Origin of the sequence: Olleya sediminilitoris, from assembly GCF_016785945.1 — a bacterium.
GTDB classification, from domain to species: Bacteria; Bacteroidota; Bacteroidia; order Flavobacteriales; family Flavobacteriaceae; genus Olleya; species Olleya sediminilitoris.
On the sequence record NZ_JAEMEF010000001.1, the window covers coordinates 315109 to 342076 of the forward strand.

General features: G+C 30.8%; 28 protein-coding genes and 1 pseudogene. 6 read left to right on the forward strand and 23 right to left on the reverse strand.

The genetic code is table 11. From position 1 onward, the window contains the following. Positions 1-3 precede the first annotated feature (3 nt). The 5 genes from JAO71_RS01360 to JAO71_RS01380 all read left to right on the forward strand — a co-directional run bounded on the left by JAO71_RS01360 (position 4) and on the right by JAO71_RS01380 (position 7495). Positions 4-852, forward strand: a complete 849-nt coding sequence (locus JAO71_RS01360) for a universal stress protein (protein ID WP_202998504.1) — start codon at positions 4-6, stop codon at positions 850-852. Next, positions 849-3035 carry a SulP family inorganic anion transporter gene (locus tag JAO71_RS01365; protein WP_202998505.1) on the forward strand — a complete coding sequence of 729 codons (2187 nt, stop codon included), beginning with the start codon at positions 849-851 and terminating at the stop codon, positions 3033-3035. Before JAO71_RS01360 ends, JAO71_RS01365 begins: the two co-directional genes overlap by 4 nt. 74 nt (positions 3036-3109) lie before the next feature. Next, entirely contained in the window at positions 3110-3970 is an 861-nt protein-coding gene (locus JAO71_RS01370; RefSeq protein WP_028607233.1) for an MBL fold metallo-hydrolase, read from the forward strand. 21 nt (positions 3971-3991) lie between these two features. Further along, a complete protein-coding gene (locus tag JAO71_RS01375; protein ID WP_116823741.1) occupies positions 3992-5608 on the forward strand; it encodes a S8 family peptidase in 1617 nt (538 codons plus the stop codon). Between the two features lie 63 nt (positions 5609-5671). After that, entirely contained in the window at positions 5672-7495 is a 1824-nt protein-coding gene (locus JAO71_RS01380; protein ID WP_202998506.1) for a M1 family metallopeptidase, read from the forward strand. 74 nt (positions 7496-7569) lie between these two features. Here JAO71_RS01380 and JAO71_RS01385 read toward each other — a convergent pair whose 3' ends face one another. Beyond that, positions 7570-7869, reverse strand: coding sequence for a hypothetical protein (locus JAO71_RS01385; RefSeq protein ID WP_028288896.1), 300 nt, complete (start codon positions 7867-7869; stop codon positions 7570-7572). Between the two features lie 134 nt (positions 7870-8003). On the opposite strand from JAO71_RS01385, the gene JAO71_RS01390 reads away from it, so the two are divergent. After that, positions 8004-8507: a hypothetical protein gene (locus JAO71_RS01390; protein WP_202998507.1), complete on the forward strand. Its 504-nt coding sequence runs from the start codon at positions 8004-8006 to the stop codon at positions 8505-8507. Positions 8508-8582: 75 nt separating this feature from the next. Here JAO71_RS01390 and JAO71_RS01395 read toward each other — a convergent pair whose 3' ends face one another. The 22 genes and pseudogenes from JAO71_RS01395 to JAO71_RS01500 all read right to left on the reverse strand — a co-directional run bounded on the left by JAO71_RS01395 (position 8583) and on the right by JAO71_RS01500 (position 26892). Continuing rightward, entirely contained in the window at positions 8583-8921 is a 339-nt protein-coding gene (locus JAO71_RS01395) for a hypothetical protein (RefSeq protein WP_202998508.1), read from the reverse strand. A 95-nt stretch (positions 8922-9016) separates the two neighbouring features. After that, the gene (locus JAO71_RS01400) at positions 9017-9289 is read right to left on the reverse strand and encodes a hypothetical protein (RefSeq protein ID WP_202998509.1); all 273 of its coding nucleotides are present in this window, start codon (positions 9287-9289) and stop codon (positions 9017-9019) included. Between the two features lie 256 nt (positions 9290-9545). After that, positions 9546-9827, reverse strand: coding sequence for a PepSY domain-containing protein (locus tag JAO71_RS01405; RefSeq protein ID WP_054852346.1), 282 nt, complete (start codon positions 9825-9827; stop codon positions 9546-9548). A 275-nt stretch (positions 9828-10102) separates the two neighbouring features. After that, positions 10103-10402 (reverse strand): hypothetical protein, encoded by a 300-nt coding sequence (locus JAO71_RS01410; RefSeq protein WP_028288890.1) that lies wholly within the window; start codon positions 10400-10402, stop codon positions 10103-10105. Between the two features lie 7 nt (positions 10403-10409). After that, positions 10410-12749: a phage tail protein gene (locus JAO71_RS01415; RefSeq protein WP_202998510.1), complete on the reverse strand. Its 2340-nt coding sequence runs from the start codon at positions 12747-12749 to the stop codon at positions 10410-10412. A 22-nt stretch (positions 12750-12771) separates the two neighbouring features. Then, positions 12772-13374, reverse strand: coding sequence for a hypothetical protein (locus tag JAO71_RS01420; protein WP_215906952.1), 603 nt, complete (start codon positions 13372-13374; stop codon positions 12772-12774). Positions 13375-13570: 196 nt separating this feature from the next. After that, complete coding sequence (locus tag JAO71_RS01425) at positions 13571-13999, reverse strand: phage holin family protein (RefSeq protein ID WP_054852339.1); 429 nt, start codon at positions 13997-13999, stop codon at positions 13571-13573. Between the two features lie 14 nt (positions 14000-14013). Further along, complete coding sequence (locus tag JAO71_RS01430; protein WP_028288886.1) at positions 14014-14445, reverse strand: TIGR02594 family protein; 432 nt, start codon at positions 14443-14445, stop codon at positions 14014-14016. 550 nt (positions 14446-14995) lie between these two features. After that, complete coding sequence (locus JAO71_RS01435; protein WP_028288885.1) at positions 14996-15394, reverse strand: hypothetical protein; 399 nt, start codon at positions 15392-15394, stop codon at positions 14996-14998. A gap of 32 nt (positions 15395-15426) precedes the next feature. Continuing rightward, positions 15427-15654, reverse strand: a pseudogene (locus tag JAO71_RS15970) (CdiA C-terminal domain-containing protein); the annotation flags it as partial. A 37-nt stretch (positions 15655-15691) separates the two neighbouring features. After that, positions 15692-15886, reverse strand: a complete 195-nt coding sequence (locus JAO71_RS01445; RefSeq protein WP_202998511.1) for a hypothetical protein — start codon at positions 15884-15886, stop codon at positions 15692-15694. A gap of 286 nt (positions 15887-16172) precedes the next feature. After that, positions 16173-16655: an SMI1/KNR4 family protein gene (locus JAO71_RS01450; RefSeq protein WP_202998512.1), complete on the reverse strand. Its 483-nt coding sequence runs from the start codon at positions 16653-16655 to the stop codon at positions 16173-16175. A gap of 245 nt (positions 16656-16900) precedes the next feature. After that, entirely contained in the window at positions 16901-17242 is a 342-nt protein-coding gene (locus JAO71_RS01455) for a hypothetical protein (RefSeq protein WP_202998513.1), read from the reverse strand. Positions 17243-17511: 269 nt separating this feature from the next. Beyond that, positions 17512-17835, reverse strand: a complete 324-nt coding sequence (locus tag JAO71_RS01460) for a hypothetical protein (RefSeq protein WP_162874880.1) — start codon at positions 17833-17835, stop codon at positions 17512-17514. A gap of 7 nt (positions 17836-17842) precedes the next feature. Further along, positions 17843-18310, reverse strand: coding sequence for an EndoU domain-containing protein (locus JAO71_RS01465; RefSeq protein ID WP_202998514.1), 468 nt, complete (start codon positions 18308-18310; stop codon positions 17843-17845). Between the two features lie 68 nt (positions 18311-18378). Beyond that, positions 18379-18531, reverse strand: coding sequence for a hypothetical protein (locus JAO71_RS01470; protein ID WP_162874881.1), 153 nt, complete (start codon positions 18529-18531; stop codon positions 18379-18381). Positions 18532-18692: 161 nt separating this feature from the next. Further along, the gene (locus tag JAO71_RS01475) at positions 18693-19091 is read right to left on the reverse strand and encodes a hypothetical protein (protein ID WP_116823764.1); all 399 of its coding nucleotides are present in this window, start codon (positions 19089-19091) and stop codon (positions 18693-18695) included. 8 nt (positions 19092-19099) lie between these two features. Next, complete coding sequence (locus JAO71_RS01480; protein ID WP_162874882.1) at positions 19100-19591, reverse strand: CdiA C-terminal domain-containing protein; 492 nt, start codon at positions 19589-19591, stop codon at positions 19100-19102. Positions 19592-19915: 324 nt separating this feature from the next. Then, entirely contained in the window at positions 19916-20386 is a 471-nt protein-coding gene (locus JAO71_RS01485; RefSeq protein ID WP_054852330.1) for a hypothetical protein, read from the reverse strand. 2 nt (positions 20387-20388) lie between these two features. Then, positions 20389-20970, reverse strand: coding sequence for a hypothetical protein (locus JAO71_RS01490; protein ID WP_054852329.1), 582 nt, complete (start codon positions 20968-20970; stop codon positions 20389-20391). Positions 20971-20972: 2 nt separating this feature from the next. Then, the gene (locus tag JAO71_RS01495) at positions 20973-22967 is read right to left on the reverse strand and encodes a resistance protein Rx N-terminal domain-containing protein (protein WP_116823765.1); all 1995 of its coding nucleotides are present in this window, start codon (positions 22965-22967) and stop codon (positions 20973-20975) included. Positions 22968-23115: 148 nt separating this feature from the next. After that, complete coding sequence (locus JAO71_RS01500; protein WP_202998515.1) at positions 23116-26892, reverse strand: hypothetical protein; 3777 nt, start codon at positions 26890-26892, stop codon at positions 23116-23118. Positions 26893-26968: the final 76 nt, after the last annotated feature.

The following is a 26968-nucleotide window of genomic DNA, read 5'->3' on the forward strand; positions in this document are numbered from 1 at the left end:
CAAGTGTCATTTACACCTTTTAAAACTATTGGTCTTGGTATAGCTTTTTCACCAAACCTAAAAGCAAATCTTTATGAAGCAGCACGATTGTCTTTATTTTTTAATGCTAAGCTAGTTTTAATACATGTAGGCTCAAAGTCAGAAGATAAAATAAAAAAAATTAATACTATTCTTGATTTTTTTAAACCCGAAAATTTAGATTATCAAGTCATATTTAAATCTGGTAATCCTGTAGATGTTATTTTAAATGCTTCCGCAGAAAAAAATATAGATCTTCTAATTATTGGCGCTGCAAAACGCGAAAAGCTAGTAAAATATTACGTTGGGTCCATTGCTAGAAAAATCTCGAGACAAGCAAAATGTAGTTTACTACTGTTAATTAATCCATCAATTGAAAGATTGCCTTGTAGACATATTGTGGTTAATGGTATTGAAGACCCAAAAACACAACAAACCATTGAGGCTGCTTTTTATGTTGGTGCAAAACTTAATGCAGAAAAATTAACTATTGTAGAAGAAATTAAACAAAACGAAATTGCTGTAAAAGTAGACGATGATAAATCTTTAAGACATGCTAACATTATCAAACAACGTCTTAGACAACGTGAAAACTCTAGGGTTAATCATATTATTGAAGATTTACCGCAAGAATACACCTCAAATATTACCGTAAAATCTCAGCCAATATTTGGGACTCAAGGCTACTCTATTGGTCATTATGCACAAATCTCTAGAGCAGATTTATTAGTCATGAATGCACCAACAAAAATGACCTTTTGGGACCGATTATTTCCGCATGATATAGAACATATTTTAACCGAACTTCCAACAGACGTCCTAATTATTCAATGAGCCCAAAACAAAATAACATAAAGACTTTTTTAAATGCATTACCAAAAAATATTTTTTCTGGTTTTGTGGTTAGTCTTATTGCTTTACCCTTAGGTTTAGGATTAGCTATGGCTAGTGATGCACCACCAATTGCTGGTGTTATTGCTGCAGTAATTGGTGGTGTTACGGTTTCTATTTTAGGTGGTAGCCATGTAACTATTGCTGGACCAGGTAATGGATTAGTTGGCGTTTTATTAGTTACCATAGCAACTTTAGGATTAGAAAGCGCGTATGCAGCAATAATATGCTCTGGTATATTGTTATCTATCTTAGGTTTTTTAAGATTAGGAAAACTAGCAGATTTCTTTCCATCTTCTGCTATTCAAGGTATGTTAGCTGCTATTGGATTGATAATTTTAGGAAAGCAATTTCATATTATGTTAGCCCATAGGATAAAACGTGAAGATACAATGGATTATCTTTTTGAAATTCCATTTACCCTTAACGATGCAATTCATTATGAAAACACAGGACTAATTTTTGCTGCCTTAGCAGGTTTTATTAGTTTTTTGATAATGATATTTTACTCCAAAATAAGAAACAAATATCTACAGCTTATACCTGCTCCAATGTGGATTGTTATTTTATCCATTACATTTAGTTATTATTTTGAGCTTGTTGCGCACGAAGCTAATCCAATAGCTAGTAATTATATGATTTCTGGTATCCCTCAGTTTTCAGAGATCATCTCACAAATACCAACGGTTAACTTTGGCAAAATTGGTAGCTTCTCGTTTTGGTCAAGTGTTTTAGCATTAACATTAATAGCCAGTATAGAGTCTTTACTTAGCATTAAAGCAGTAGATAAATTAGATCCAGAAAAAAGAAGAAGTAATGTAAACCGAGACTTAAAAGCTTTAGGCTTAGCCACTATAGGAAGCGGTTTTTTAGGAGGTCTTAATGTGGTTACAGTAATTGCACGAAGCTCTGTAAACGTTAATAATGGAGGTACAAATAGGTCTTCAAACTTTTTTCACGCTTTGTTTTTAGTCATTTTTATAGTCCTATTTAGCACACAATTGACACGTATACCATTACCTGCTTTAATGGCAATCTTGGTATTTACAGGTTACAAATTAGCATCACCAGAAAATATCAGAAAAATATTTAGAATAGGTAAAGAGCAGCTTATAATATTTTTTGTAACCCTTTTAGTTACCTTAAAAATAGGATTAATTTCAGGTATTTTATGTGGTGTATTAGTCACTTTTGTTATTCATGTTGTATTAAATAAAAGTGTGTCTTTATTTGCTAGAAATTGGTTAAAACCAAATGTTTTAATGTTTCAAGAAGATGATCATTATTACATTAGTGTAAAACATTTTTGTAGCTTTTTAAACTACTATAAATTAAAAGATAAGCTAAATGCCATTCCAGAAAACGAAGATGTTATTGTAGATTTTTCGTTATGCCAATTTGTAGATCATACCGTTATGGAAAACCTAAATAATTATCAAGAATTATTTAGTAAACGTGGTGGTAACTTTGAAGTATTAGGACTTGATTTACACGATACAGACTCTAAGCATCCATTTGCTTTACGTCGTTTACTTCCTGTACCAAATGTTATTAAAAACAGCTTAACAAGACGTCAAAAAACTATTGAAGAACTCTCTGTAAGTTTTAACCTAAACTACAAATCTCAAAAAGAAAAGCAAACTTTATTTTTAGATAATTTCCTGTTTTTCAGAACCAAACAAATCAATCATATTTACAACCAACTTAGTAATCAAGAGCAATCTTTAAACGTATTTGATATCGAATTTTCTGAAGGTGAATTTATTGCTAAAGAAGTCGTACGTAGTACTATGCTTCATATTAAATTAAATAAAAATATTCCAGAATTTACTCTAGACAGAGAAGGTTTTCTAGAAAAAATATATGCTTTTGCAGGTTTTAAAGATATTCCTATTAAAAACCATTCCGACTTTTCTAATCGTTTTTATCTTTTAGGAGAGGATACCAAAGCTATCCAACACTTTTTTACAGATGAAATTACTCACTTTTTTGAAAGCAATCCGTATTATCATATTGAGTCAAATGGTCATGATTTATTAGTTTTTGGTCGTCAAAGATTAGCAAGTATTAAAGAGCTAAAAGCACTTTATGATTTTGGAAAAAGGTTAAAAGAAGTCGTTTCTTAATAAAAACTTAATATTACCTCAATTCTATTGTATATTTAGTAATTTGCGTCGTGTTTTTTAACTAAATATTCATCATGAAATTATACCCAATACAAGCTGGTCATTTTAAACTAGATGGAGGAGCCATGTTTGGTGTTGTACCAAAATCTTTATGGACCAGAACTAATCCTGCAGATGCTAATAATATGATAGACATTGCAGCACGTTGTTTACTAATAGAAGATGGCAATCGTCTGACATTGATTGACACAGGAATGGGTACTAAACAAAGCGAAAAATTTTACGGCTATTACAATTTATATGGAGACGATACACTTGAAAAATCACTAAACACAGCTGGATTTTCAACTAATGATGTCACAGATGTTTTTATGACACATCTTCATTTTGACCACAGTGGTGGTGCTTTTAATTACAATAAAGATCGTACAAAATTAGAATCCGCTTTTAAAAATGCACATTTTTGGAGCAATAAAGACCATTGGAAATGGGCAACAGAACCTAATAGACGTGAAGTCGCTTCGTTTTTAGAAGAAAACATACTTCCAATGGAACAAAGTGGACGATTAAAGTTTACAGATATTCCTGAAAATGATATATTAAAAAATTCAGCATTAGGTTTCGACATCTTTTATGCCAATGGACACACAGATAAGCAAATGATACCTATGATTAATTATAAAGGTAAAACCATTTGCTTTATGGCAGATTTATTACCAACCGTTGGACATTTACCATTACCCTTTGTAATGGGTTATGATACAAGACCATTACTGACGTTAGACGAAAAAGAAAAATTCTTGAATCTAGCAGCAGATAACAATTATTACTTATTTTTGGAACACGATGCACATCACGAGATTATCACTGTGCAACATACAGAAAAAGGCGTTAGACTTAAAGACACCTATACCTGTAATGATATTTTTAATTAACAACTCAAACAAATTATAATAATGAAGATTACCTATAAGCCAATTTTATTATCAGCTTTTGCTAGTATAGTACTATCTAGCTGTGGTGGTGGTGCACCAATATTATCAACACCTATTGAAAATATAGACAACACACCAATTAAAGAATCACCATTAACCGAAGCTGAAGCACATAATTGGGGACACTTAGACCTAGTTAAAGATACTATTCCTGGTATGAGTGTTGATAAGGCTTACGCCGAAATTATTAAAGGTAAAAAAGGACAGCAAATTATTGTTGCAGTCATAGATTCTGGAATAGACATCACACACGAAGATTTAGATGATGTGATTTGGACTAACCCTAAAGAAATTGCTGGAAACGGAATAGATGATGACAAAAATGGATACATAGATGATATCCATGGTTGGAACTTTTTAGGTGATGCTTATGATGAGCAATTAGAAATGACGCGTATTGCTGCAACATTAGATACTAGTATCCCAAGATACGCTGAAGCTAATGCTAAATTAGAAGAAGACTACCAACAAGCCTTAAGTGGTAAGCAACGTTACGACCAAATATATGCTCAAGTTAGTAGTGCAAATAAAGTACTAACTGCACACTTTAAAAAAGCAGATTATACTCCAGAAGAAGTTAATGCTTTAACACCTACTGAAGGTTCAGAATTAGCTACTGCAGTAGCTACTGCAAAATTTATGTATGGTAACGGAATAACATCTATAACTGAAGCAGAAGAGCAAGTTAAAGGTGGTGTAGAATATTATGCTGATCAATTAAACGCAAATCTTAATAAAGAGTTTAAAGGTCGTACAACTGGAGATAATCCAGATGATTTTAATGACAAACCTGGTTATGGAAATAACAATGTTATGCCAACAAAAAAATCTGAAAGTCATGGGACACACGTAGCTGGTATTATTGCTGCAGAACGTAACAATGGTCTAGGTGCAAATGGTGTAGCTAACAATGTAAAAATCATGGCTATTCGTGCTGTACCTAATGGTGACGAGTATGATAAAGATATTGCTAAAGCAATTAGATATGCTGTAGACAATGGAGCTAAAGTTATTAATGGTAGTTTTGGTAAAAGCTTTTCTATGCATCCAGAATGGGTAAGAGACGCTATTAAATATGCAAGTGATAAAGGTGTAATATTTGTACATGCAGCTGGTAACTCTAGCGAGAATGTAGATGTTGAAGCTAATTTCCCTGATGATAACGTCAACTTTGTTGAAGTATCAAACACTTATATTAGAGTTGGATCTTTAGCACCAAGTTATGGTACTAAATTAGTCTCTGGTTTTTCTAACTACGGAAAGAAAAATGTAGATGTATTTGCTCCTGGATCTGAAGTATACTCTACCACTCCAGAAAACGAATATAAAGCAATGGGAGGAACTAGTATGGCATCTCCTGCTGTAGCTGGTGTGGCTGCATTAGTTTGGTCTCAGTACCCAAAACTTAAAGCTTCACAGGTAAAACAAATTATATTAGACTCTGGATTAGCAGTACACTCTCAAGTTATTGTTGGTGGTGATGCTAAAAACGTACAACCATTTGGAAACTTAAGTAAATCAGAAAAAATTGTAAATGCCTATAACGCATTAGTTATGGCTTCACAAATTTCTAAATAACACACTATTAATTTTAAAAGCCTCAAGACCTCTTGAGGCTTTTTTATTTCAATTTAAACTATAATGAAAAAACTACTTCTTTTAGTTACAGCTTTTGGTATACTTACTGGTTGTAAGTCCACCAAAACAATGACTGCAACTACAGCAAATCAAACTAAAACACAGTCTACATACTGGCAACAACATGTAGATTATAAAATGGATATTGATATGGATGTTAACACCTATCAATACAAAGGAAAACAAACTTTGGTTTATACCAACAACTCGCCTGATGTTCTGGATCGTGTATACTACCATTTATATTTTAATGCCTTTCAACCAGGTAGTGAGATGGATGTACGTTCTCGTACCATTGCAGATCCAGACAGACGTGTTGGAGATCGTATTAGTAAACTAGCTCCAAACGAGATTGGATATATTAAAGTAAATAGTTTAAAACAGGATGGTAAGACTATAAATCATGAAACTGTTGGAACTGTTTTAGAGGTCGCTTTAGCTAAACCAATCCAACCTGGTCAAAGTGTAACTTTTACAATGGATTTTGATGCACAAGTACCAAAACAAATAAGACGTTCTGGTCGTGATAATGCAGAAGGTGTTGCATTATCTATGACGCAATGGTATCCTAAATTAGCAGAATATGATTTTGAAGGATGGCATGCTCACCCATACATTGGACGTGAGTTTCATGGTGTTTGGGGAGATTTTGAGGTTAACTTAACCATAGACAAAAATTATGTAGTTGGTGGAACTGGATACCAACAAGGTGAAGCAGAAGTAAAAGGAAACAAAAAAACATTACGTTTTAAAGCTCCAAAAGTACATGACTTTACTTGGGCTGCAGATCCTGACTATATCCATGATACTATGCAAGTCCCAAATGGACCAATGCTTAACTTTTATTACAAAAAAGATTTACCTGCAGAAAACTTACAATTTTGGAAAGACTTACAACCAAAAACTGTACAATTAATGCAGTATTTTTCTGAAAATATTGGTAAATATCCATATGATCAATATTCGGTAATACAAGGTGGAGATGGTGGTATGGAGTATGCTATGTGTACTTTAATTACAGGTAAACGTAAATTTGGAAGCTTAGTTGGTGTTACTGCACATGAGTTAGCACATACTTGGTTTCAGTTTTTATTAGCTACTAATGAGGCTAAACATGAGTGGATGGACGAAGGTTTTACTAGCTACATTAGCGACTATGCTGTAGATGCTATTAATAATACTAACTTAAAAAATCCAGCAGCTGGAGCTTATAATGGGTATTATTATTTAGTAAAATCTGGTAAAGAAAAACCACAAACAACACATGCAGATCGTTATGATACTAACATGGCTTATGGGATTACAGCTTACAATAAAGGGTCTGTGTTTTTATCTCAATTAGGGTATGTTATTGGTAAAGAAAATTTAAAGCAAACACTTAAAAAATATTTTGATGACTTTGCATTTAAACACCCAAGACCGATTGATATTATTCGTACTGCCGAAAAAGTTTCTGGATTAGAGCTAAACTGGTACTTAACAGACTGGACACAGACTACAAACACCATTGACTATGCTGTAGCTTCAACTGAAGAAAACAACAGCATTACAACCGTTAATTTAGAGCGTAAAGGTTTAATGCCAATGCCTTTAGATATTGAAGTAGAATATACAGACGGAACAAAAGAGCAATTTTACATACCATTACAAATGATGCGTGGCGAAAAACCAGTAGCAACAACAACTAAAGTATTAAACGATTGGGCTTGGGCAATGCCAAACTACAGTTTTAGTATTAGTAAAGCAAAAAACATGATTAAGTCTATTACTATAGATCCAAATCAATTAATGGCAGATGTAGATAAAACTAATAATACTTTAAACTAGTGTTATTTTAAATTGAAATAAAAAAGCTACAACTTAAGTTGTAGCTTTTTTTTATCTAACGAATAATTAAAAAATTAATTACAGTTTCCTGAAATTTCTAATTTTTCAAACCCAACGATAAATGCTTTACCTGATACTGTTGTTCTGATGTTGGTTACTCCATTAGAACATTTACCATTTAATTCTGATAAAGCATTACCTGATTCTTTTTGAACATCCATTGGAGTTAATCCAAAAATGTTAACACCTTTTTTTACTACACTTACTTCTTTTCCTGCTGTTTTGTAATCAGATGGAGTTGATACTACACCCATTGTTCCACAACTTGTAGTTAAAAATAAAGAGGCTACAGATAATACTAATAATTTTTTCATTTAAATTGTTGATTAAGTTTATTATTAGGTTCAAATCTATAAAAAAAAATGAATAATTCATATCTAAAAATTATCAATAATACATCTAAATAATAAACCTTTATATTTGAATAACTTAACTAAAAACCAAATTAATGAAATCATTTACAATACTTTTATTGCTACTAATTACATTTAGTTGTAAAGACGAAAATAAAACTACCGAAACTTCGGTTGAAACCGACACAAAAACAGAAATAACAAACACGAAAGTTAAATCAAAGACTGTTACTAATAACTCATCAATTGCATTTCTTTCAAATGTAAAAAGTTTAGAAAACGATAACTCTGCTAATCCAATTGAAACATTTCAAAAGACTGCTAAAAATTCTGCGAAAGCTATAATAAACTTAAACAAAGAAACTATTAAAACAGCTTTAGAAAAAGCTAAAAGTTATACTTCTGCTGTAATAACAGTTGAAAATCATACGATTGTAAAACTAAATTTAGAAGACTGTAAACCATCAGGTGCTTGGGCTTCTTGTATGCCTAAAGCCGAAGGTTATATTAAGAAAGGAGAATTAGTATATCAAAATGATTACGCCAATAATATTATTGGTTTACCTGATAGCCAAAAGCGTTTATTGTATTTGTTTTAGTGGTTTTTGACTACAGAAACTATTACTTAAAATTTAAAAGCTACAATAATTAAATTGTAGCTTTTTTTTTATAAATTAATCAGAATCCCAAATACCAGAATCAGATTTTTTTAATAACCCTAATTTGTTTTTATCTTCTAAATATAATTTAATGTTTTCTTCAACACTTATAGCTGTCATCATTTCGTAAATATCTAAACTATCTTTCTCAATGATTAAAGGACCATTACCTCCAAGTCTGCTTTCTTCATTTAAAGATTGATAAAAGAAAACCCATCCAAAATCATATTCTTTAGTTTGATTTTCTATAATTTTGACATCAAATTCAATATCTGGAAATGTTTCGTTATACATTAGGTTTAAAAACTCAATATATTCGTTTACTTTGCTTTTTGCTTGTTCTATAGCATACATAATTTTCTGATTTTTAAATTGTTATCCGTATTTTAAAATACCTTTTGCTAAATATATAGTATAAAAAAAGCTACTTGTTACAGTAGCTTTTAATTTTACTCTTCAATTTTTTCTAAAGATTGCGGTCCAATTATATAACAAATCGTTTCTGATACTTTATCTATTAATACAAAATAAGAATTTGTACTATAAATATTATTTTTATCTACAACTGAATGATAACTAAGAAAGTAATAATTCTTAGGTCTTTCATTTGAGATTACATAGTTTTCTCTGACTCCTATATATTCAACACTATTTTTGACAAAAATAGAATTAGAATCTATAAGATAATCTTCTACTTTTTTTATAAGTTCTTGTTCTTTCATTTTAAATATTTAGCCCAAGTATCTATATCTGATTTACTTAATATTTTACCACCATATAATCCTTTACCTTGAATATTTGATGACGTAAACTCATTAATAACACGCTTACTCTCCTCAATTAGCTCGTCAATATTTTTAACTACATCATCACTGTTTTTAAGTTGGGTTTGTACTTGCTTTCCGTATTTTAAAATACCTTTTGCTAAATATACAGCATAAAAAAAGCTACTTGTTACAGTAGCTTTTTAAAAACTAATTACTCTCTATCTTCTACAGAGCCATGTGGACCTAGTGTTTTTATAATCTCTCCAGTATCTGCATCAATAATTATACAATACAATATAATGTCCATAGACTCTACTTCATAACAAACAGTAAGTGTATTTTTTATAATACTATTACCTTTTTCATCTGTTCCAATGTCATTATTTTCAACATATCTAACCTTTTCAATCTCTGTATCTAATTTAAAAAATCTTCTTTTCTTTTTCTTAAGATATTCCTTTGCAATTTTAATTGCTTTCTCTTTTGTTATCATTTATTTTAAATTTAATATTTTATCTATATTAATTTCTTGTTTTTTGTTGGTAATTTTTGAAATATCAAAATCAAAATCTACTATAGTTGAATTTCCATTCCAATAATATATTGTATTCATGTATTCTCTAGCCCTTTGCTGGCGCTAGTCTGTGACGTGTACACACAACGGTAAGTAATCTAACCAAATACTTTTATAAAATACAAAAGCCACAATAATTAAATTGTAGCTTTTGTTGTTTTCCAATCTTTAACGTCACTCGTCACAGACAAGTGCTAGCTTTGGATTCGTTTACTATACTCTTTCCAATCAAACTCAAAGCCAATATTGCTAACAACTTCTTTAAATATCTCATCAAAATCTGGTTCTACACTAATAGCATGCTCGTACCATCCTTTTGAGAACTCAGAATATTCGTCATTAAAGGCTTCTCCTTGTGTACGCATACCTTTATGAGTACTAGCTAACCAATATTTTACTTTTTCTTCTCGACTTAATTTTGGATATTCTTCTGTCCAAAAAGCATTAAATCTTATTTGTCTTTCTTCTGTAAATTTTTCAAAATCTGATTTCATAATATTTTTATTTTTCTATTAATTCAAAAAAGTGATCTCCATTAACCTCTTTATAATTTGTAACTTTAAATTTTCTGTTCTGTAAAAGAAGTAATTCTTCTTTTGCATATCCTCTTATTTTTATACCATCTGCAAAATCTGAAATAATAGGAGCACCTTTTACTTCCAATTTTAAAAATACATTCTTTTTTGATTTATCAAAAAAAGCCGCTTTAGTGTTACTTCCACAGGAAACAAATTCTTTGTAATTGACTGTTTTTCCTTTTTTATGCTTTTTTAAAAAATCTAATAGCAAGGATTGTTCCGAAAACTCTAAAGCTCTAAAGGCGTTACCGTTATATTTGGGCATTTTTTCTAATGCTGATGTTATGATTTTTGAAATTTCTTTAGTTTTAAATCTATTCTTTCCTGTTCTTAACCAACGATTTAGATTTCCATAATATAAATTAGTTGTATAACTCCAAAGCGCATATATATCTGTTTTAGAAAGTTCTGGATATTTTGTAATTAACCCATCTATCTCATTTAAAAACTTAAATTCATTTTCATTATGATATCTCATAAAATAATCTAAAATATCGTTTTCTTTAAACCCAAGTTTTTTAATTGCCTTTAAAAAATCTTTTGGCATTTCTTTTTTTATTATGGCTCTAGTAACTTTACCATACTTCTTAGGTTTTATAGTTTTTTTTACTTTATCAAACAAATCATCAATCATGTCCTTAAAGCCTTTTGTCCCTTTACGCAAAAACTCGATAAGTTGATCTAATAATTTTCTAAACCCTTTAAAGGTATTTATAACTAATTTTTTGCTAAAATCAAATACTTTTTTACCTGCTTTGGCAATGCCTTTTAAAACACTAGTAAATAGGCTTGCTAATTTTTCTAAAACCGCAGCAACACTTAAAGTGCCTCCAGAAATTAATAGACCACCCACAATCTCTATAACTAATCCAACTATAAAGCCAATGAACGCTCCACTAAAATACGCAATAGTTTCAAAGGATTGTGTAGCATCTTTAATTTTTGTTTTAAAATGGGTATAGAGTAGGTTAAAGTCTATGTTTTTAATAGCGTCTATTGCATTATCTATATACTCCATTAGTATTGGGAATTGTGTGCTAAAATTGTCTGTAAAATCTACCATAGCAACAACACCTTTAAAGACCATCTCAAATAGTTGAAAAATACCTGAAACTGCATCTATCAAACCATTCCAAATACCACATAAAAAGGCATTTGCCACACGAATTCCTTTTTTAATTAAGTCTGTAAAATCAAACGTTTCTAAATCGTTTAGCTTATTTATTATGGCATCACTAACTTGAATGTATTTACTATATAAAAAAGCTTCTGCACTGTCTGGAATAATATCAATCTCTACAGGTACTGTTACAGAACTAAAAACACCTATTGGTATAGGAATGTTTGTTTCTAAAAGTTTTCCAAAGTCTGTTTTTTTAATATAACTACGTATGGATGTATCATACTCTAAAAATCCGCTTTTAAACTCTTTAAAGGATTGTATAGCGTATTCATTAATTTTAGAATCATCCATCTGGTCTAAATAACCTTCAATAAAAGGAAATAGAAAGGGTTCAAATTTATGCTCTGTATCTTCTGTACCGTCTTCTTTTATTTTTTTTGCATTTGGATTCCATCTATAATCGTCTAATCTTCCTTTGTCAATAAAACTGCTTATATGATGACAAATAGTACCTAATCCTTCAACTATAGGCTTACTAATAGCTAATGGATTAAGATAGTTTCCTGCGGTAAATAAAAACTCAACCGCTTCTAATGCGACATTTTCTAATTTACCGTGTATAATTAACTCTTGGAAAAGCTCTCTATCAATAGCTACAAAGGAATTTATATACTCATACACCGATTTACTATTGTAAAGTTGTGAGATATCTGTAAAATTATCCTTGACTCTACTTCCTATTTTTATTTTACAGAATTGAGCACTTATATCGTCTGTATTATCTTCGATAAAAAAGATCATTCCTTTTTCATCTGCTTCAACTTCTTTAAATGCTTTCTCTAATTTTATAGCATCTTTACTAAAGTATAATTCTATATTATATCCAAATACGTCATCAAAAGGGCTAAATTTATCATCTTTATTTTTGTCAAAAAAAGCTTTGACAGAAGCTATATGCTGGATTCTATTTGGGTCTGTACCAACATCTGTTGTTACAATAACATCTTCTATTTTTTTAGTTTCGCCTCCAGGAAAATATATGGGTTTTAAATCTTGTTGAGGCCTACTTCTAAAAGGAAACGATGCCAGAGGATGTACATTGGTCATTCCTCTATGATTTTCTAATACTGTTGTATTCATAATTTTTATCTTTTTTTAATCCTTATTTAAAAACCCTAACACCAACACCAACATTATGTGTTGGGCTTTGTAATTGGTTTAGGTTTAATCTGTAGCTTGCAAACCAGTTGCCTTTACGGTTGTATTGTAAGCCTAAGCTTAGATTGCTTAATTGTTGTGTGTTTCCTCCAACCTCTGTAAAAGCATACAAACCACTTCTAAAGGTTTTTGGGTGCTCTATGGTTTTGGTTACAGTAATTTGTCTTGGTACTTTTAGTTTGTAAGACAATTGACTATCCAACAAATTACCATCCAAAAGGTTGTAACTGTATATATCAATATCGTCATTACTTAGTGTGTCTTGATAGACTTTGGCTTGGTTAAATAGTGACGCATCCTCTGTTTCTGTTAAGTTTTCTATTATTTGAGACGTGTCTTCTTTGTTAACATAAACGGTTTTATACTTTACGGTTTGGACTTTAAATGTATCGACTTTAGTTTGCCAAATGGTATCCTTTGTAATGGTTACAGTTGGTTGATCTTGTGCTTTAAAATTGCTGCATTGTTTTAAAAATAAATTGCTAACGACTAATGCTAGTATGATTAGCAATAACAAGCGTTCTGTCTTTATTGAAAAATTTATCATTGTTTTGTGTGTTTTGTTATCAATTAAAAAAAATTGGTTAGAGATGCTTCGACTGCGCTCAGCATGACATAATCAAAAAATTGATGTGTTATTTTAATTTTTAAAATATAAAAAGCCTGCTTCCTGTTATTACACAGGAAGGACTTAGGCTTTTAAATAAATGTGTGATTCCTTTTTTAAAAGGAACTAATTAAGGTTATTTCTTTGCTTCTTTAGAAGCGTTTTTGTCCTCTGTAAGAGTCTCTATGGTTTCTTTTAAGGCTGTAAGCTTAATTAAGTTGATAAGTGCTTTAAAAGGGTTAACACCGTAGATTTTATTAAAATTTTCTAAAATGGATTTTATTTCGGCTATGGCTATAAAACCTGCAATAATCTTTAAAAAAGGTACTTCGTTTACGATGTGTTTTTCTAAAAAGAATGCTGCTAATATCACCAAGTTGTAAATAAAAAACTTTGAAACGGTATGACCAACTCTAGAACTTCTAATAGGTATATGATTTTTTATTGAGGCGTAAGATCCTGTAATAAAATCGACCACAATTAAAAATACCATGGTTACCATGACACCATTTACAGGAGACAATAACGTCAATAACCAAAATGTATATTTGACAATTTTGTCCATGTTTTTTTATGTGTTTAATTACTATTTTGTTTGAGTTTTTTATAGTCTAACACACGACTTTTAGGATAGGCTTTTATACAAACCGAATTGCTTTGATTACCTCCAAGGATATATACATAAGACTTGGTTTGTTTAATAAAAAACCCAACGTGACCTTTCCAGCTTTTTGGGTTTTCTCTCCACAATACCACAATATCTCCAACACTTGGTTGATTGGTTGAGGTCCCAACAGTTAACCAGCTTCTAGCATTTAATTTGCCAGAACACTCAAAACCTGATGTTTTAGCTACCCAATTTGCAAACGCACTACACCAAGCAGTTTCGTCTTTAAGTTTTGAGCCATTAAAACCTATTTGATCAAAGTATTTTATAATACGTTGGTTGTCTTTTGCACCTATCACTTCTTTTACACCATACTCTGACAGTGCTTTATTTATTAAGCTCATAACTATAAAATTTAAAAAAGTTAATAATGAAAATTGTACTATCAAACAGAAGCTTTTAAAATTAAAACAAAGCTTGTATTTGATAAAAACCACACATATGTGTGAATTATTATTTTAAGCAGACCAAACCCCTTACCAAAGATTACTTTAGTTTATAAATTCTTAACCTGAATAGGATTAATCTAGGTTTATGGGTTTCTACTTAACACGAATTGAATGTAACAAACGGTAAACGTTGTTAGAAAAGCGAATACAAATATAATCATTTTACAAAACACATACAAACATTTTGCAGAATAAATATGTTAAATTTTGTAATTTGTTTTATTAAAAAAAGCATCGTTTATGATGCTTTTTTTATAACTTACTTTTGTGATCACAGATTGTAAATCAGCGCGATCGAATTTTAAGCATAGAACCAAAATTGTCAATTTTTATTACTAAGCTTGTTTTTTTCTAGCCATAAGTCTAAAACACAAAAAGCTACAATAATTAAATTGCAGCTTTTTTTTGTTTACTAATCTTTATCGTCACTCGTCACAGGTATTCGCTAACTTAGAGAAGCTAAATCATTGTAAAAACTAGAATGTCCATTTAGCTTAACTTCTCCATTCTCTCTAATTTCGTGAATAATATCTCCATTAAATTCAAAGAAATAATCTTCTTCTGGATATATTTCAGTGGTAATTTTATGAACCGCATCTATTAAAGATTTACGAAACGCTATTGGATCCACTTCTTTATCTATTACATCAAATGAAATGATAGAGGAGCTACCGAGTTCTTTAATAATTAATGTTTTATCAAAATGACTCTCAATACATCCTCGAGTTGATGAATATAATTTAGAAATTAAAAAAAATTTATTATCATTTTTCTCTATTAGTTCTTTGAGTTCTGGTTTTTCATCTAATTTTCTAGTAAATTTTAATCTATATGTTAATGCCATAGTCTTATTTATTTTAATGTTAAATAATTTATTTATCCTTCTTTTGTAATATATATTACCTCTTCTAAACCTTTAATATTCCAATCAGTAAATTGCTTTTTTAGTATAGAAACATCTCCTTTCCAGTTTTTAAGGTTTATTATTACTCTTTTAGTTTGTTCTTTAAGGATTTTATCTTCTACTTCTGACCATATACCTCTTGCTTTCTTATTCCTCTCAAATAGAGCATAACAGTTAAAGACCTTACCTTCAATTAGGTAATCTGGTTTTTTTTGTTGTCCCTATAATATTAGGGTTTTACTCTACTATAAAACCATTTTTAGCAAAAATATCTGCTGTTTCATTTTCTATTTCTAATGATGTCTTTGTTTGAATATCTGCTTTTTTAGAAATTTTAGTTCTTGAGCCAATTGGTTTTGCGTTAAGGTTTGGTCTTTTACTCGGTTTTGTTCTTGTTTTAGTTAATTCTGCTAAATACTTCTCAAGAGTCATGCCTTTTTTAGTGGCTTCCTCTGTTGCTTCTTCTATAAACTCAGCATACTATTTTTCTGTTAAATTTTTTGCTATTGCTACATCATCTATTATGATGTCTCCAGTTTTTCTTACACCTTCTGGTTTATATTGATAACACATAACTAAACACTTTTAATTGGACAAAAAGTGAAGGTATCTGTTACCTTATCAAACTTGGTGGGACATACGCCTAGTTTTTTAAACTCAAAAGCCACAGTTATTAACTGTAGCTTTTTTTTATTTACTTAATTTTTGTGACTTATATTTAGTTTCTTAATTCACTGAACAGTGTTTTATCTCCCTCTAAATGTCGTTCATAAAAACTAGATAAAGAATCCGCTATTTTGGGAAAATAATCACCTTCATACCCTTCTTCATATCCATAAACAGGAGGATTATCTCCTTCATCTAATCTAAAAAAAGCACTTAAATAACCTTGGTGGTCGTAAAACACAAAGGTATTTTCTGGTAATTCGAATGAACCGCCATCTTCTTTTAATTGTTCGGTCCAAGTTTCATTTAACCATTTTATGGATGGATAAAATACCGTAGTGCCAACTAAATATCCTCGCATACCAGGTGCTTTTCTATCCATTTCAAATCCCATGATTTCTAAGAACTCTAGATAACATTCTGGTAATTTATTCCCAGACACTTCTTCTATTTCTTTAATTTGATTTTGAGAACACCCTTTATAAATTGTTTCCCATTTATCTAATTGTGCAACAATTTTATTTAAATATTTCATATTTTTTATTTTTAAATTTTAGGGCAAGCATTCATTATGCTACCATGTTTATCGATTTCAATTAATATTTTAAATCCAGAACTTGTTTCCCTCGTTGGCGCTCGTTTGTAACGAGTACACACAACAGTAACTATTTAACCAAATACTTTTATAAAGTACAAAAGCTACAGTAATTAAACTGTAGCTTTTTTGTTTACTAATCTTCAACGTCACTCGTCACAGTCGAGCGCTAGCTTGGGTTTATATTAACTATTCTGTTCTATAAACTTTTTAAAGTCTTTTAAAAAATTTATAAACTCATCATGGGTTAGATCTAAATCTTGCTTTTCGCTTTTCTGTCCAGCTCTTTCTGCTAATAAATCTGTAAAGAAAACACCATGCTCAAAACTTAAAACATAAACATCTTCATTTGCCCATTTATAAGCATTATTAAAACTGTTTGTTCTACTTTTATCAACTCCGTCTATTATTTCTTGAACCTTATAAGCTGTCCATCCATAATTTGTAAAATTTTCAAGACTTTTATATTTATCTTCTTGTAAATTAATATAGAACCAATCCTTCTTACTTTTGAAACTGTAATTCATCTTTATTTTTAAATTTTAGGGTAAGCATTCATTATGCTACCATGTTTATCGATTTCAATTAATATTTTAAATCCAGAACTTGTTTCCCTCGTTGGCGCTCGTTTTTAACGAGTGCACACAACAGTAAGTATTTTAACCAAATACTTTTATAAAGTACAAAAGCTACAGTAATTAAACTGTAGCTTTTTTTGTTTACTAATCTTTAACGTCACTCGTCACAGACTAGCGCTAGCTTGAGTATACAATTGTTAAAATCCTAAATAAAATCTTTATAGATTATCATAATAACAATCTTTTGCTTCCTGAACTTCATCTTTAAATGCATTAATATTTGGATTGAATTTTATTAATAACTCATCTAAACAATCTATAAAATCTTTACTAAGCAATTTATATGATACAGCTTCAAAAGTAGAACAAATCCACTCAATTGATGATAAATCTAATTCTTTTAAAACAGATACTGTTTGTTGAGGCTCTTTAGCCAGCAACAACTCTATTTCATCTAAAAGCACCATCGTTTTTGGATCGTTTACATGCGTGTTTTTCATATATTGCACATCTTCTTTAATTTTTTTCAATAATGAATTCATAATATTATTATTTAAATGGGTTTGATTCAAATTTTTTACTGTTTTTTTTAGGCTGTAAAGCATTGTCAGGAAATATAGTTGCGGGTTTCCCTTTTGTTTTTAACACACCTACTCTAACTTCGTCATATACATCAAACAAAGGAGGAGGACCATCTTTTAATTTTTGGAAAGCTTTAGTGTTTTTTTCAATAACATATTCAAATGTTTTTTTTATCTTAACATCATCCCAATGTTTCGGAAACCAAGACTGTCCTGTAACAACTTTTCCGTCGACCATCTTTTTAATATTATGTTTGTGCTTATCTACACTACCAATTCGTACACCATTTTCAAATGTATGCTCAATTTTATACCCACGTCCAATTTCTACTAAAAAATCCAAATTAGACTGTCCATGCCCTCCTGATTTCATTTTACCAGGTAATGTACTTAATTTAAGATTTCCAGGAAGAGCAAATTCTCCTTTTTTTTGCATGTTGAATTACATTGTCAGTAATCAATTTAATGATTCCTTTAGCCTCTACCAACTCATCCAAATACTTCTCAAGAGTCATGCCTTTTTTTAAAGGCTTCCTCTGTTGCTTCTTCTATAAACTCAGCATACTGTTTTTCTGTTAAGTTTTTTGCTACTGCAACATCACCTACCATGACGTCTCCTGTTTTTCGTTTTCCTTGTAATTGATTTTTAAAACACATAACTATACACTTTTAATTGGACAAAAAGTGAAAGTATCTGTTACCTCATCAAACTTAGAGGGTCGTATGCCTAGTTTTTTTTAACTCAAAAGCCACAGTTATTAGGCTGTAGCTTTTTTGTTAGTTTACTAATCTTTTAAATCACTCATCACAAGTGCTCGCTAGCTTGGAGAAGCTAAATCATTGTAAAAACTAGAATGTCCATTTAGCTTAACTTCTCCATTCTCTCTAATTTCGTGAATAATATCTCCATTAAATTCAAAGAAATAATCTTCTTCTGGATATATTTCAGTGGTAATTTTATGAACCACATCTATTAAAGATTTACGAAACGCTATTGGATCCACTTCTTTATCTGTTACATCAAATGAAATGATAGAGGAGCTACCGAGTTCTTTAATAATTAATGTTTTATCAAAATGACTCTCAATATATCCTCGAGTTGATGAATATAATTTAGAAATTAAAAAAGATTTATTATCATTTTTCTCTATTAGTTCTTTGAGTTCTGGTTTTTCATCTAATTTTCTAGTAAATTTTAATCTATATGTTAATGCCATAGTCTTATTTATTTTAATGTTAAATAATTTATTTGTCCTTCTTTTGTAATATATATTACCTCTTCTAAACCTTTAATATTCCAATCAGTAAATTGCTTTTTTAGTATAGAAACATCTCCTTTCCAGTTTTTAAGGTTTATTATTACTCTTTTAGTTTGTTCTTTAAGGATTTTATCTTCTACTTCTGACCATATACCTCTTGCTTTCTTATTCCTCTCAAATGGAGCATAACAGTCAAAGACCTTACCTTCAATTAGGTAATCTGGTTTTTTTGTTGTCCCTATAATATTAGGGTTTTGCTCTACTATAAAACCATTTTTAGCAAGAATATCTGCTGTTTCATTTTCTATTTCTAATGATGTCTTTGTTTGAATATCTGCTTTTTTAGAAATTTTAGTTCTTGAGCCAATTGGTTTTGCGTTAAGGTTTAGTTTTTTACTCGGTTTCGTTCTTCTTTTAGTGAATTCTGCTATTTCATCCAAATACTTCTCAAGAGTCATGCTTTTTTAGTAGCTTCCTCTGTTGCGTCATCTATAAACTTAACAAACTCTTTATCTCTTAGTTTTTTCTGCTAATGTTACGTCACTTACAATGACGTCTCCTGTTTTTCGTTTTCCTTGTAATTGATTTTTAAAACACATAACTAAACACTTTTAATTGGACAAAAAGTGAACGTATCTGTTGCCTCATCAAACTTTAAGGGTCGTATGCCAAGCTTTTCTAAACGTTTGCGTATGCTTATTTAAAATACAAAAGCCACAATTAAAATCTGTGGCTTATAATTAAATGCTAATCGCGCTATGTAATGTAAAGAAGTTATCAGATTAACCGTACTGAGTAAAGCCATAAATATCATCTTTATCGCTCATCTTATCCATTGGAATTCCTTGAGCATAGAAAATATATAAAAATTGCTCGAAAATAAAAGGGATATTTAATAGTTTTATTGTTATCTCAATAGAGCTATCCGAGGTTTTTGAACTATACCACTCCCATGCTCTATGATACATGCTTTCAATCCAAGATTCAAAATGCCAAAGATTATCATCTCTATCTCTATCTTCGCTCGTTTTTAAGGTCATGCTTTCAACAAACCAAACGGGTAATGTTGTTTTCCATTCTTCGTCATTTAGCCATGTGTTGGTGTATGCATATTGAGAAATTATTTTCATAATTTCTTTAGCTTTTTCTAAAACAATCTCAGGGTTATCAATATCTCTGATAGTAAGGACCAACTTAGAATCATTTAGTGATTCTCCTTTAATATAATTATCTATTCTATCTATTTCTTTCATAATTATTCAAATTTAAGTATTTCTATATTAACCATATTTTCTAAAAGTTCATCAAAATAATTTTTTGGTAAACCAATAGAGAAATCAGTTTTTGAGGCGTCTCCATATTGGGGTTTTAACGGAAATTCCTTTCCTCTTGATTGCTTAACCGTATCTTTAATAATTTTATTAAAGAATTCTTCACTAACATCTGCAGTAAATAATTCCGCAGAATCTCCTCTTTTAACCCAATACTCTAGAACCCTGTTTTCATCTTTGAAAGTGACATATAAACGAGAGTCACCATCAATCTTCAATTTATTGTTTTTTAAAACAAAACGATGTCTACTAGCATTCGGTACTTTTCCACCTTGAACCCTGTATAACTTTACTAACCTCTTGTTTCGTAACTTGTTTTTTTTAACCAAATCGACTAACTCATCCAAATACTTCTCAAGAGTCATGCCTTTTTTAGATGCTTCCTCTGTTGCGTCATTTATAAACTTAACATACTCTTTGTCTGTTAAGTTTTTTGCTACTGCTACATCATTTATTGTGATGTCTCCTGTTTTTCTTACCCCTTTTGGTTTATATTGATAACACATAACTATACACTTTTAATTGGACAAAAAGTGAACGTATCTGTTGCCTCATCAAACTTTGTGGGACGTATGCCTAGTTTTTCTAGCTGTTTACGTATGCTTTCTTTAAAATGCTTACGGTAGGCATCATCTAAAAACGCTTTGGCTGTTAGTAGTTTAGATTTTAACCACTCTACTAGGTCGTCTAAATACTTAGGTAATTTAGTAATAAAATCTTTTATAACATCAATTAGGTTTATAATTTTTACAACACCTGTTTTTGCTAAATCGCCTATTGTGTTTGCTGCTTTTTTGGTTGTTTTTGCTACACTTTTAAACGCATTTTTCATACTAGTATACACTAATTGCGACGCTTTAAAAGCGTTATATGTACCCAATGTTAGCATAGCACCAATAACCTCTTCTACAATAAAACCAACAATTGCACCTATAAAATAACCTACTTGGTCTGCTTTTGGTAAGGTAAAATCTAAACTTGCTTTACTTGGGTTGGTTATTAGCCCATAAACCTCTATTACAAACTTAATAATACCACCCAATACTTTTTGAGAGATAAAGGTTATGATAATATCCACACCATTTTCTAACACCTCTAAAAACATAGATAATGTGGCTTTGGTGTTAAAAGTAAGGTTCTCTACTGCCTCATCTTGTAAATCTGGGTTAAACAAAGCTTTTGCGACACCTAAAATAAATAACACTGTGTCTAACAGGCTATTAATAAGCCCAACGACTAACGCGTTTATAAATATTAAAAAGTCTTTGGCGCTTTCTGTTACTTTTTTTAAAACCTCTGCTATGGTTTTTTTAAGCGTTTTAAGTGCTTTAAAAATGAATTTGGTAAAGTTTTTTAAATAGCTATTAACACGATTATCTATACTTTGTAGTGTGGTTTCTATTTTTAACTTTATGGTATCTAAATAGCTGTCTATTTTACTGGATGCTGCATTAATAAAATCGTTATTTTTTTCTAGCTTGTTTATAGCAGTATCAAATGGTAAAAAGCTATCGTAGTTATCGTTTTTTGTGCCATCTGTATTATAATACTTCCAGTGGTTGTCTTCAATTTTTAAATACTCTACACCTTTAATTAAAAGCCCTACTGCTTCGCTAATAATTTTACTAGGTACATTTACAGCTACAGAAACTATTTTATACCCAAAAAAGAAACCTCTTTTAAGATAATAAACCACGTCGCTTTTATTTTTTTTATCTTGAAGGTGCTTTTTAATAACGCCTATAATATCCTGTCTATTAATATCTAAATCCATAGCTTTTAATAACCTACTAATAGTACTTTTCTGGCTACCTTCAAGGCTGCTAAAATTTGAACCAGACTTAACCCTAACAGAACTACCAAATAGGTTTGAGTCTTGTTTGTCTTCTATATACAACACAATCTCGTTTGGGTTTACTTCTGTAGTTTCTATATAGGCATGGTCTATTTTTGCACCATTACTAGATACCATAACTATAAGTTGGTTGTCTGTTTTATCTAAAGCGTCGTCAAAATCTAAAAACGGTTTTACAGGTTTTGGATAAGCACTTGCTGAAACTATCACTTCATCTATAGCAACATCATTAATTGTAGATATAAACGTAGAAATGTAATGCGTACCGTTATAAATAAATAGCTCTTGTGGTAACACATCGATATAACCAACAGGTTGGTATATTTTTTCTGAACCTGTTTCTTGTATATATCCTTGTTTTAATAAATAATCAAATATTAAAGTGGTAAACACTTTTGGTTTATTAGACTCAAAAGAAGGCTTAAAAAAATCTTCTGCTTGATTGAACCACTCGTACTCTAAAACTTTAACATATTCTGGATTATCAGTATCAATTTCTACTGGTATATAAACTATCTCTGAAGATTCATTATCATTTTTTATAACTTCAAACCCCTTGGGTTTACTATCGTTATAAAGGAAAATATTATTGTAATTGCCTTTATACGCATAGTTAAAGTTGTTTTCTGCATATTGGTATGCGAACATATTTTCTTGTTTTTAATTATTAAACAATAAGTTGTTTTTAAACAAAACTTACCCTATTCCGCTCTGCTTTAATTAGAGAGCGGAAGGATTTTTTATTGCTTCAAGTCTGACTTGATGCATGTAATAAAAGGATAAGGTTGTTATTGTATTACACCTGTTCTATTGCGTTTTTAAGCGCTTCTATAGAGATTTGTGCAACAACTTGTCTTGGACTATCGTCAGTATTTAACTGAAGCTTACCATCTACAATATCGATGTTTTCGATATGTCTTTCGCCATCGTTTTCTGCAATACCAATTTCTGCATCATTAAGCTCAAACTGGTCAGATTGAGGCACCTCGTCTGGGTTTTCAAAGTCAGATAAATCGTCATTAAATGGTAACGCTTTATTAACTTTTAAACCTATACTTTGTGCTTGCAAAATGGTTAATGCTGTTGGCACGCGTGTTGGCCAAGCTTTTCCTAGTTTTTCGCCTTCTGGTTGACGTAACTCGTCTACAATAGACAGGTACAACTCGTCCTCGATTACTGGTACTTCTCCACCATTCCAGATTTGACCTGTTTGCATGTAATAACGTACTGCTTCTTCAAATCCTGGCTTTACGGTTACAACCACTCTTGCCATACCAGCTTGCATGAAATTGCGGAATAATGGGTCGTTAGACTCGTCATACTGATACAAGGTTGACCAATCTTGACGATTTCCCCAATAGTAAGGATACAGGTTGTAAGACATGATATCCCACTCAAACGCTTGTTCCATAAACTTTACAAATGCTGCGTAATTATCTAAAACTGCATTGACTTTTACTTCTGTATTTGCAAATGTTTCTTCACCACCATTGTTGGTTCTGAATAAATCAGATTTACCATAGGTGTTTTTAGCGCCTGGATTTTGATCTATTAAATAAGACATACAATTTTTACGTAAAATCTTGTTTTCAAACTCGCGATAGAACCCTGGATTTGTTCCTTTAATTTCTATTCCTGTTGCTTTTTCTTCAGCTAGTTTGTCGTTATAATCTGCTAAAGCATCTTGATAAGCATCAATTATTGCTTTAAAGGTTTCTTGTTGCCATCTTGTTTCTGCTTCTGTGGTTAATTCACAATTCACTGTTGCAGATACATCTCCACTAATATGATTACCTAAAGTGTATGATACAGGTACTTCGTTAACAAACTCTGAAATCGGACTATTTAACCTTAAAGAATATCTTCCAAAAGATTCGTGATATGTTTTGGTAACATTTCCTATGGTTAATGACAAAATATTCCCTTGTAAATCACCATCACTTGAAGCGTTAAAAATACCCTTAGCATAAATCGTTTTATATCCTTCTGGAATTTTAATTTTACCATTACCAGAATTAGATTCGGTATGACTTAAAGTCGCTCCTCCAGTTAAGTTAATATTAAAAGACTCTCCAACAGAAATATATTGTTTAGGCTTTGCAGTAACCTCAACATTATACTTACTAGCCCAATGTTTTAATGTTGCATCATTAATACTAGAGTAATCATCTAATGTATTAGTTGTTGCTTTTCTTGGATCAATTGGCTCTACTAGTAGTGATTTTTTAGCAACATCTTTCATTCCTAACAAATGTAATTTACCTGGTTGTGGCACCATAAACTCAAACATCAAACGTTTACCATAGTTAACTACTTGATTTTTATATAATTTATCTATCCATCTAAAAACACCAACTACATGTTTATCTCCTTTACGGTTATCAAAACCATGTGAGTTGTTTTCTTCAAACTCTTCCACAATTTTTTCAATACGTTCTTCTTTAACTTTAGAGACTATTCTGTCTAATGCACGTTCTGTAATGTCTTTAGAGTTGGTCACTGCTTGAAGCGTGCTTTCTTCTTTAGAATTATGTGTTGCGTAACTTGCTCCAGCTCCAATTGAAAGTTTTTTTACAGGCTCATAATTAATATTTGCATAAGCAGACATATCCTTACTTTCGGCAATAACATTAGCTACTTCGCTTTGCATTTCAAAACGAGTTGTTGAGGTTGTATCTGTTAATTGTTCTTTTTCAGACTCGGAAGAAGTTGTAAACGTATCTTCTTTACTACGTAAACGTCTTGTGCTTCGCTCTTTAAACTCGCGTGCCATAATGTTTTCAATGTGTGCTACATCTCCTTCAATATACCCTTGAGTTGTTTGTTCAACTTTGTTATAATCTGCAATACCTAATTGTTTAACACCAAAACCTGTTGGGACAAAAGGGGTTTGATTTGACGTTGCTGGATTTACAATATCATCATCATTACCTGTAGCTATCTGACCATCTAACACACCAGAAGTACATTGTGTTAAACTAAATTCTGGGACTGTAAACGATTTTACAACTCCATTAGTAAACGTAATTGTACCAGAAAACGAGACAATTTTTGATTGGTCTGCTAATACAGGCAATCCAATATTGATGTTTTTAATAAATACAGTATTACCAATTTTAGACAAAACATAAGACGCTTGTCCATTGTTTGTAAAATCAGTATCTGTTCTTTGTACTGTGTAATCAAAGCTTGATACATTCCAGGAATTATCAGGAACAACAATTGATAAATCTGAGTTAAACTTAGACGCAAAAAATAGTCTTTTCTTTGCTGGTTTAGTACATAATTGATAAGTAAAAATAGGTGATTGACTTGTCGTATTAACCGGAACAATTACTCCACCAATACTAACTAATGTTGTTTGGTCTTCTGCAGTATTATCTGCTATTACCTCGTTATTCTCTGAGATGACATCTACAATATGGCCATCAATATCTACAAAACCATCATAATCTTCTACAAAATAATTATATGATTCTTCATCAATACGCACTGTTGAATTACTTAAAACTGATGTTTTAAAAACCGCCAATTCTGGTAATGTTTCAAAATTAAGATCATCTAAAGCATCAGATTTAACAGCCATTAATTCTGTTAATGTTTCAAAATTGGAAGTACTTAATTTAGTTTCTAAATATTTATAATCTAATTGGTTTCTAAAACTAAACTCAAATTCTGGTAATTCTGGTTGAGCTACAGTATTTGGCTGATTACACGGATCGTTTGGGTCATAATCTACATTTGGGTCTTTAATACTACACCATTTTTGTTTTGCTTCCTCAACGTCTTTAGTATACTGATCTAAAATTGGCTTAATTTCTTTCTGATGATTTTTTTCTGCAGATTCTAAAGCAATATCATACTCTTTTTGGTATGCTTTTTCAACACGCTTTAATTGTTTAGAAAGCTCAGTAAGTTTTTGATTTTCAAGTTCGGCTTGTGCTACAACTTGTTGCTTTACCATTTGCTCTGTAGGCGTCGTTACTAAAGCTTTTGATGTTACTATAGTTTTTGCTACTGTAGCTGTTTGATCAACAATATCATCAACAAAAAGTGATTTAGGAAGTACTACTTTAGCGGTTAATAATGTTTTAGCAAATTCAAAATCAGGAGTTTTATAGTTTGTTAAAAAGTGATTAGCTGTTAAAAGCTGTATAATTACCTCTTTAACATAAAACTCTTTTTGGGTTAAAATCTGATAAAATAGATTATCCCATAATTGACCTAAAATTTTATTATCATTAATAACGGAAATACCTTCAGCTTTTAATTCAAGATCTTTTTCTGATAAAAATTGTTTGTTTTTTGCAATCCAAACTGAAAACTCATATAATTTACTGTCAATAGATTTAATTTTTTCTAAAGGTAATGGTATAAAAGTTTGAGCTACTGCATTTAAAGCTTGCCATTTAGAAGCGCCTTTATAAAGACTAGAAATAGCCGCATCAAAATCTCCTTTAAGGATATTTTCTCCTCTTAAAATAAAACGCTCTGTTTGTTTGCTCTCATCAGTTAATTCTGGAGCTCTCATAGATACAAATCTGAAAAGCGTATTTTTAATTTCTGTACTCATTTTTTAATGTTTTTTTTTAATTAATAATGGTTCAATTAAGAACACTGTTGTCGTTTCGCTTTTCTAACAGGTTTAC

Bases quoted from the DNA above. Each gene is read 5' to 3' on its own strand.
- JAO71_RS01365 (WP_202998505.1), top strand. From the start codon at position 849: ATGAGCCCAAAACAAAATAACATAAAGACTTTTTTAAATGCATTACCA.
- JAO71_RS01370 (WP_028607233.1), top strand. From the start codon at position 3,110: ATGAAATTATACCCAATACAAGCTGGTCATTTTAAACTAGATGGAGGA.
- JAO71_RS01375 (WP_116823741.1), top strand. From the start codon at position 3,992: ATGAAGATTACCTATAAGCCAATTTTATTATCAGCTTTTGCTAGTATA.
- JAO71_RS01380 (WP_202998506.1), top strand. From the start codon at position 5,672: ATGAAAAAACTACTTCTTTTAGTTACAGCTTTTGGTATACTTACTGGT.
- JAO71_RS01385 (WP_028288896.1), bottom strand. From the start codon at position 7,869: ATGAAAAAATTATTAGTATTATCTGTAGCCTCTTTATTTTTAACTACA.
- JAO71_RS01390 (WP_202998507.1), top strand. From the start codon at position 8,004: ATGAAATCATTTACAATACTTTTATTGCTACTAATTACATTTAGTTGT.
- JAO71_RS01395 (WP_202998508.1), bottom strand. From the start codon at position 8,921: ATGTATGCTATAGAACAAGCAAAAAGCAAAGTAAACGAATATATTGAG.
- JAO71_RS01400 (WP_202998509.1), bottom strand. From the start codon at position 9,289: ATGAAAGAACAAGAACTTATAAAAAAAGTAGAAGATTATCTTATAGAT.
- JAO71_RS01405 (WP_054852346.1), bottom strand. From the start codon at position 9,827: ATGATAACAAAAGAGAAAGCAATTAAAATTGCAAAGGAATATCTTAAG.
- JAO71_RS01410 (WP_028288890.1), bottom strand. From the start codon at position 10,402: ATGAAATCAGATTTTGAAAAATTTACAGAAGAAAGACAAATAAGATTT.
- JAO71_RS01415 (WP_202998510.1), bottom strand. From the start codon at position 12,749: ATGAATACAACAGTATTAGAAAATCATAGAGGAATGACCAATGTACAT.
- JAO71_RS01420 (WP_215906952.1), bottom strand. From the start codon at position 13,374: ATGATAAATTTTTCAATAAAGACAGAACGCTTGTTATTGCTAATCATA.
- JAO71_RS01425 (WP_054852339.1), bottom strand. From the start codon at position 13,999: ATGGACAAAATTGTCAAATATACATTTTGGTTATTGACGTTATTGTCT.
- JAO71_RS01430 (WP_028288886.1), bottom strand. From the start codon at position 14,445: ATGAGCTTAATAAATAAAGCACTGTCAGAGTATGGTGTAAAAGAAGTG.
- JAO71_RS01435 (WP_028288885.1), bottom strand. From the start codon at position 15,394: ATGGCATTAACATATAGATTAAAATTTACTAGAAAATTAGATGAAAAA.
- JAO71_RS01445 (WP_202998511.1), bottom strand. From the start codon at position 15,886: ATGACTCTTGAGAAGTATTTAGCAGAATTAACTAAAACAAGAACAAAA.
- JAO71_RS01450 (WP_202998512.1), bottom strand. From the start codon at position 16,655: ATGAAATATTTAAATAAAATTGTTGCACAATTAGATAAATGGGAAACA.
- JAO71_RS01455 (WP_202998513.1), bottom strand. From the start codon at position 17,242: ATGAATTACAGTTTCAAAAGTAAGAAGGATTGGTTCTATATTAATTTA.
- JAO71_RS01460 (WP_162874880.1), bottom strand. From the start codon at position 17,835: ATGAATTCATTATTGAAAAAAATTAAAGAAGATGTGCAATATATGAAA.
- JAO71_RS01465 (WP_202998514.1), bottom strand. From the start codon at position 18,310: ATGCAAAAAAAAGGAGAATTTGCTCTTCCTGGAAATCTTAAATTAAGT.
- JAO71_RS01470 (WP_162874881.1), bottom strand. From the start codon at position 18,531: ATGTGTTTTAAAAATCAATTACAAGGAAAACGAAAAACAGGAGACGTC.
- JAO71_RS01475 (WP_116823764.1), bottom strand. From the start codon at position 19,091: ATGGCATTAACATATAGATTAAAATTTACTAGAAAATTAGATGAAAAA.
- JAO71_RS01480 (WP_162874882.1), bottom strand. From the start codon at position 19,591: ATGACTCTTGAGAAGTATTTGGATGAAATAGCAGAATTCACTAAAAGA.
- JAO71_RS01485 (WP_054852330.1), bottom strand. From the start codon at position 20,386: ATGAAAGAAATAGATAGAATAGATAATTATATTAAAGGAGAATCACTA.
- JAO71_RS01490 (WP_054852329.1), bottom strand. From the start codon at position 20,970: ATGTGTTATCAATATAAACCAAAAGGGGTAAGAAAAACAGGAGACATC.
- JAO71_RS01495 (WP_116823765.1), bottom strand. From the start codon at position 22,967: ATGTTCGCATACCAATATGCAGAAAACAACTTTAACTATGCGTATAAA.
- JAO71_RS01500 (WP_202998515.1), bottom strand. From the start codon at position 26,892: ATGAGTACAGAAATTAAAAATACGCTTTTCAGATTTGTATCTATGAGA.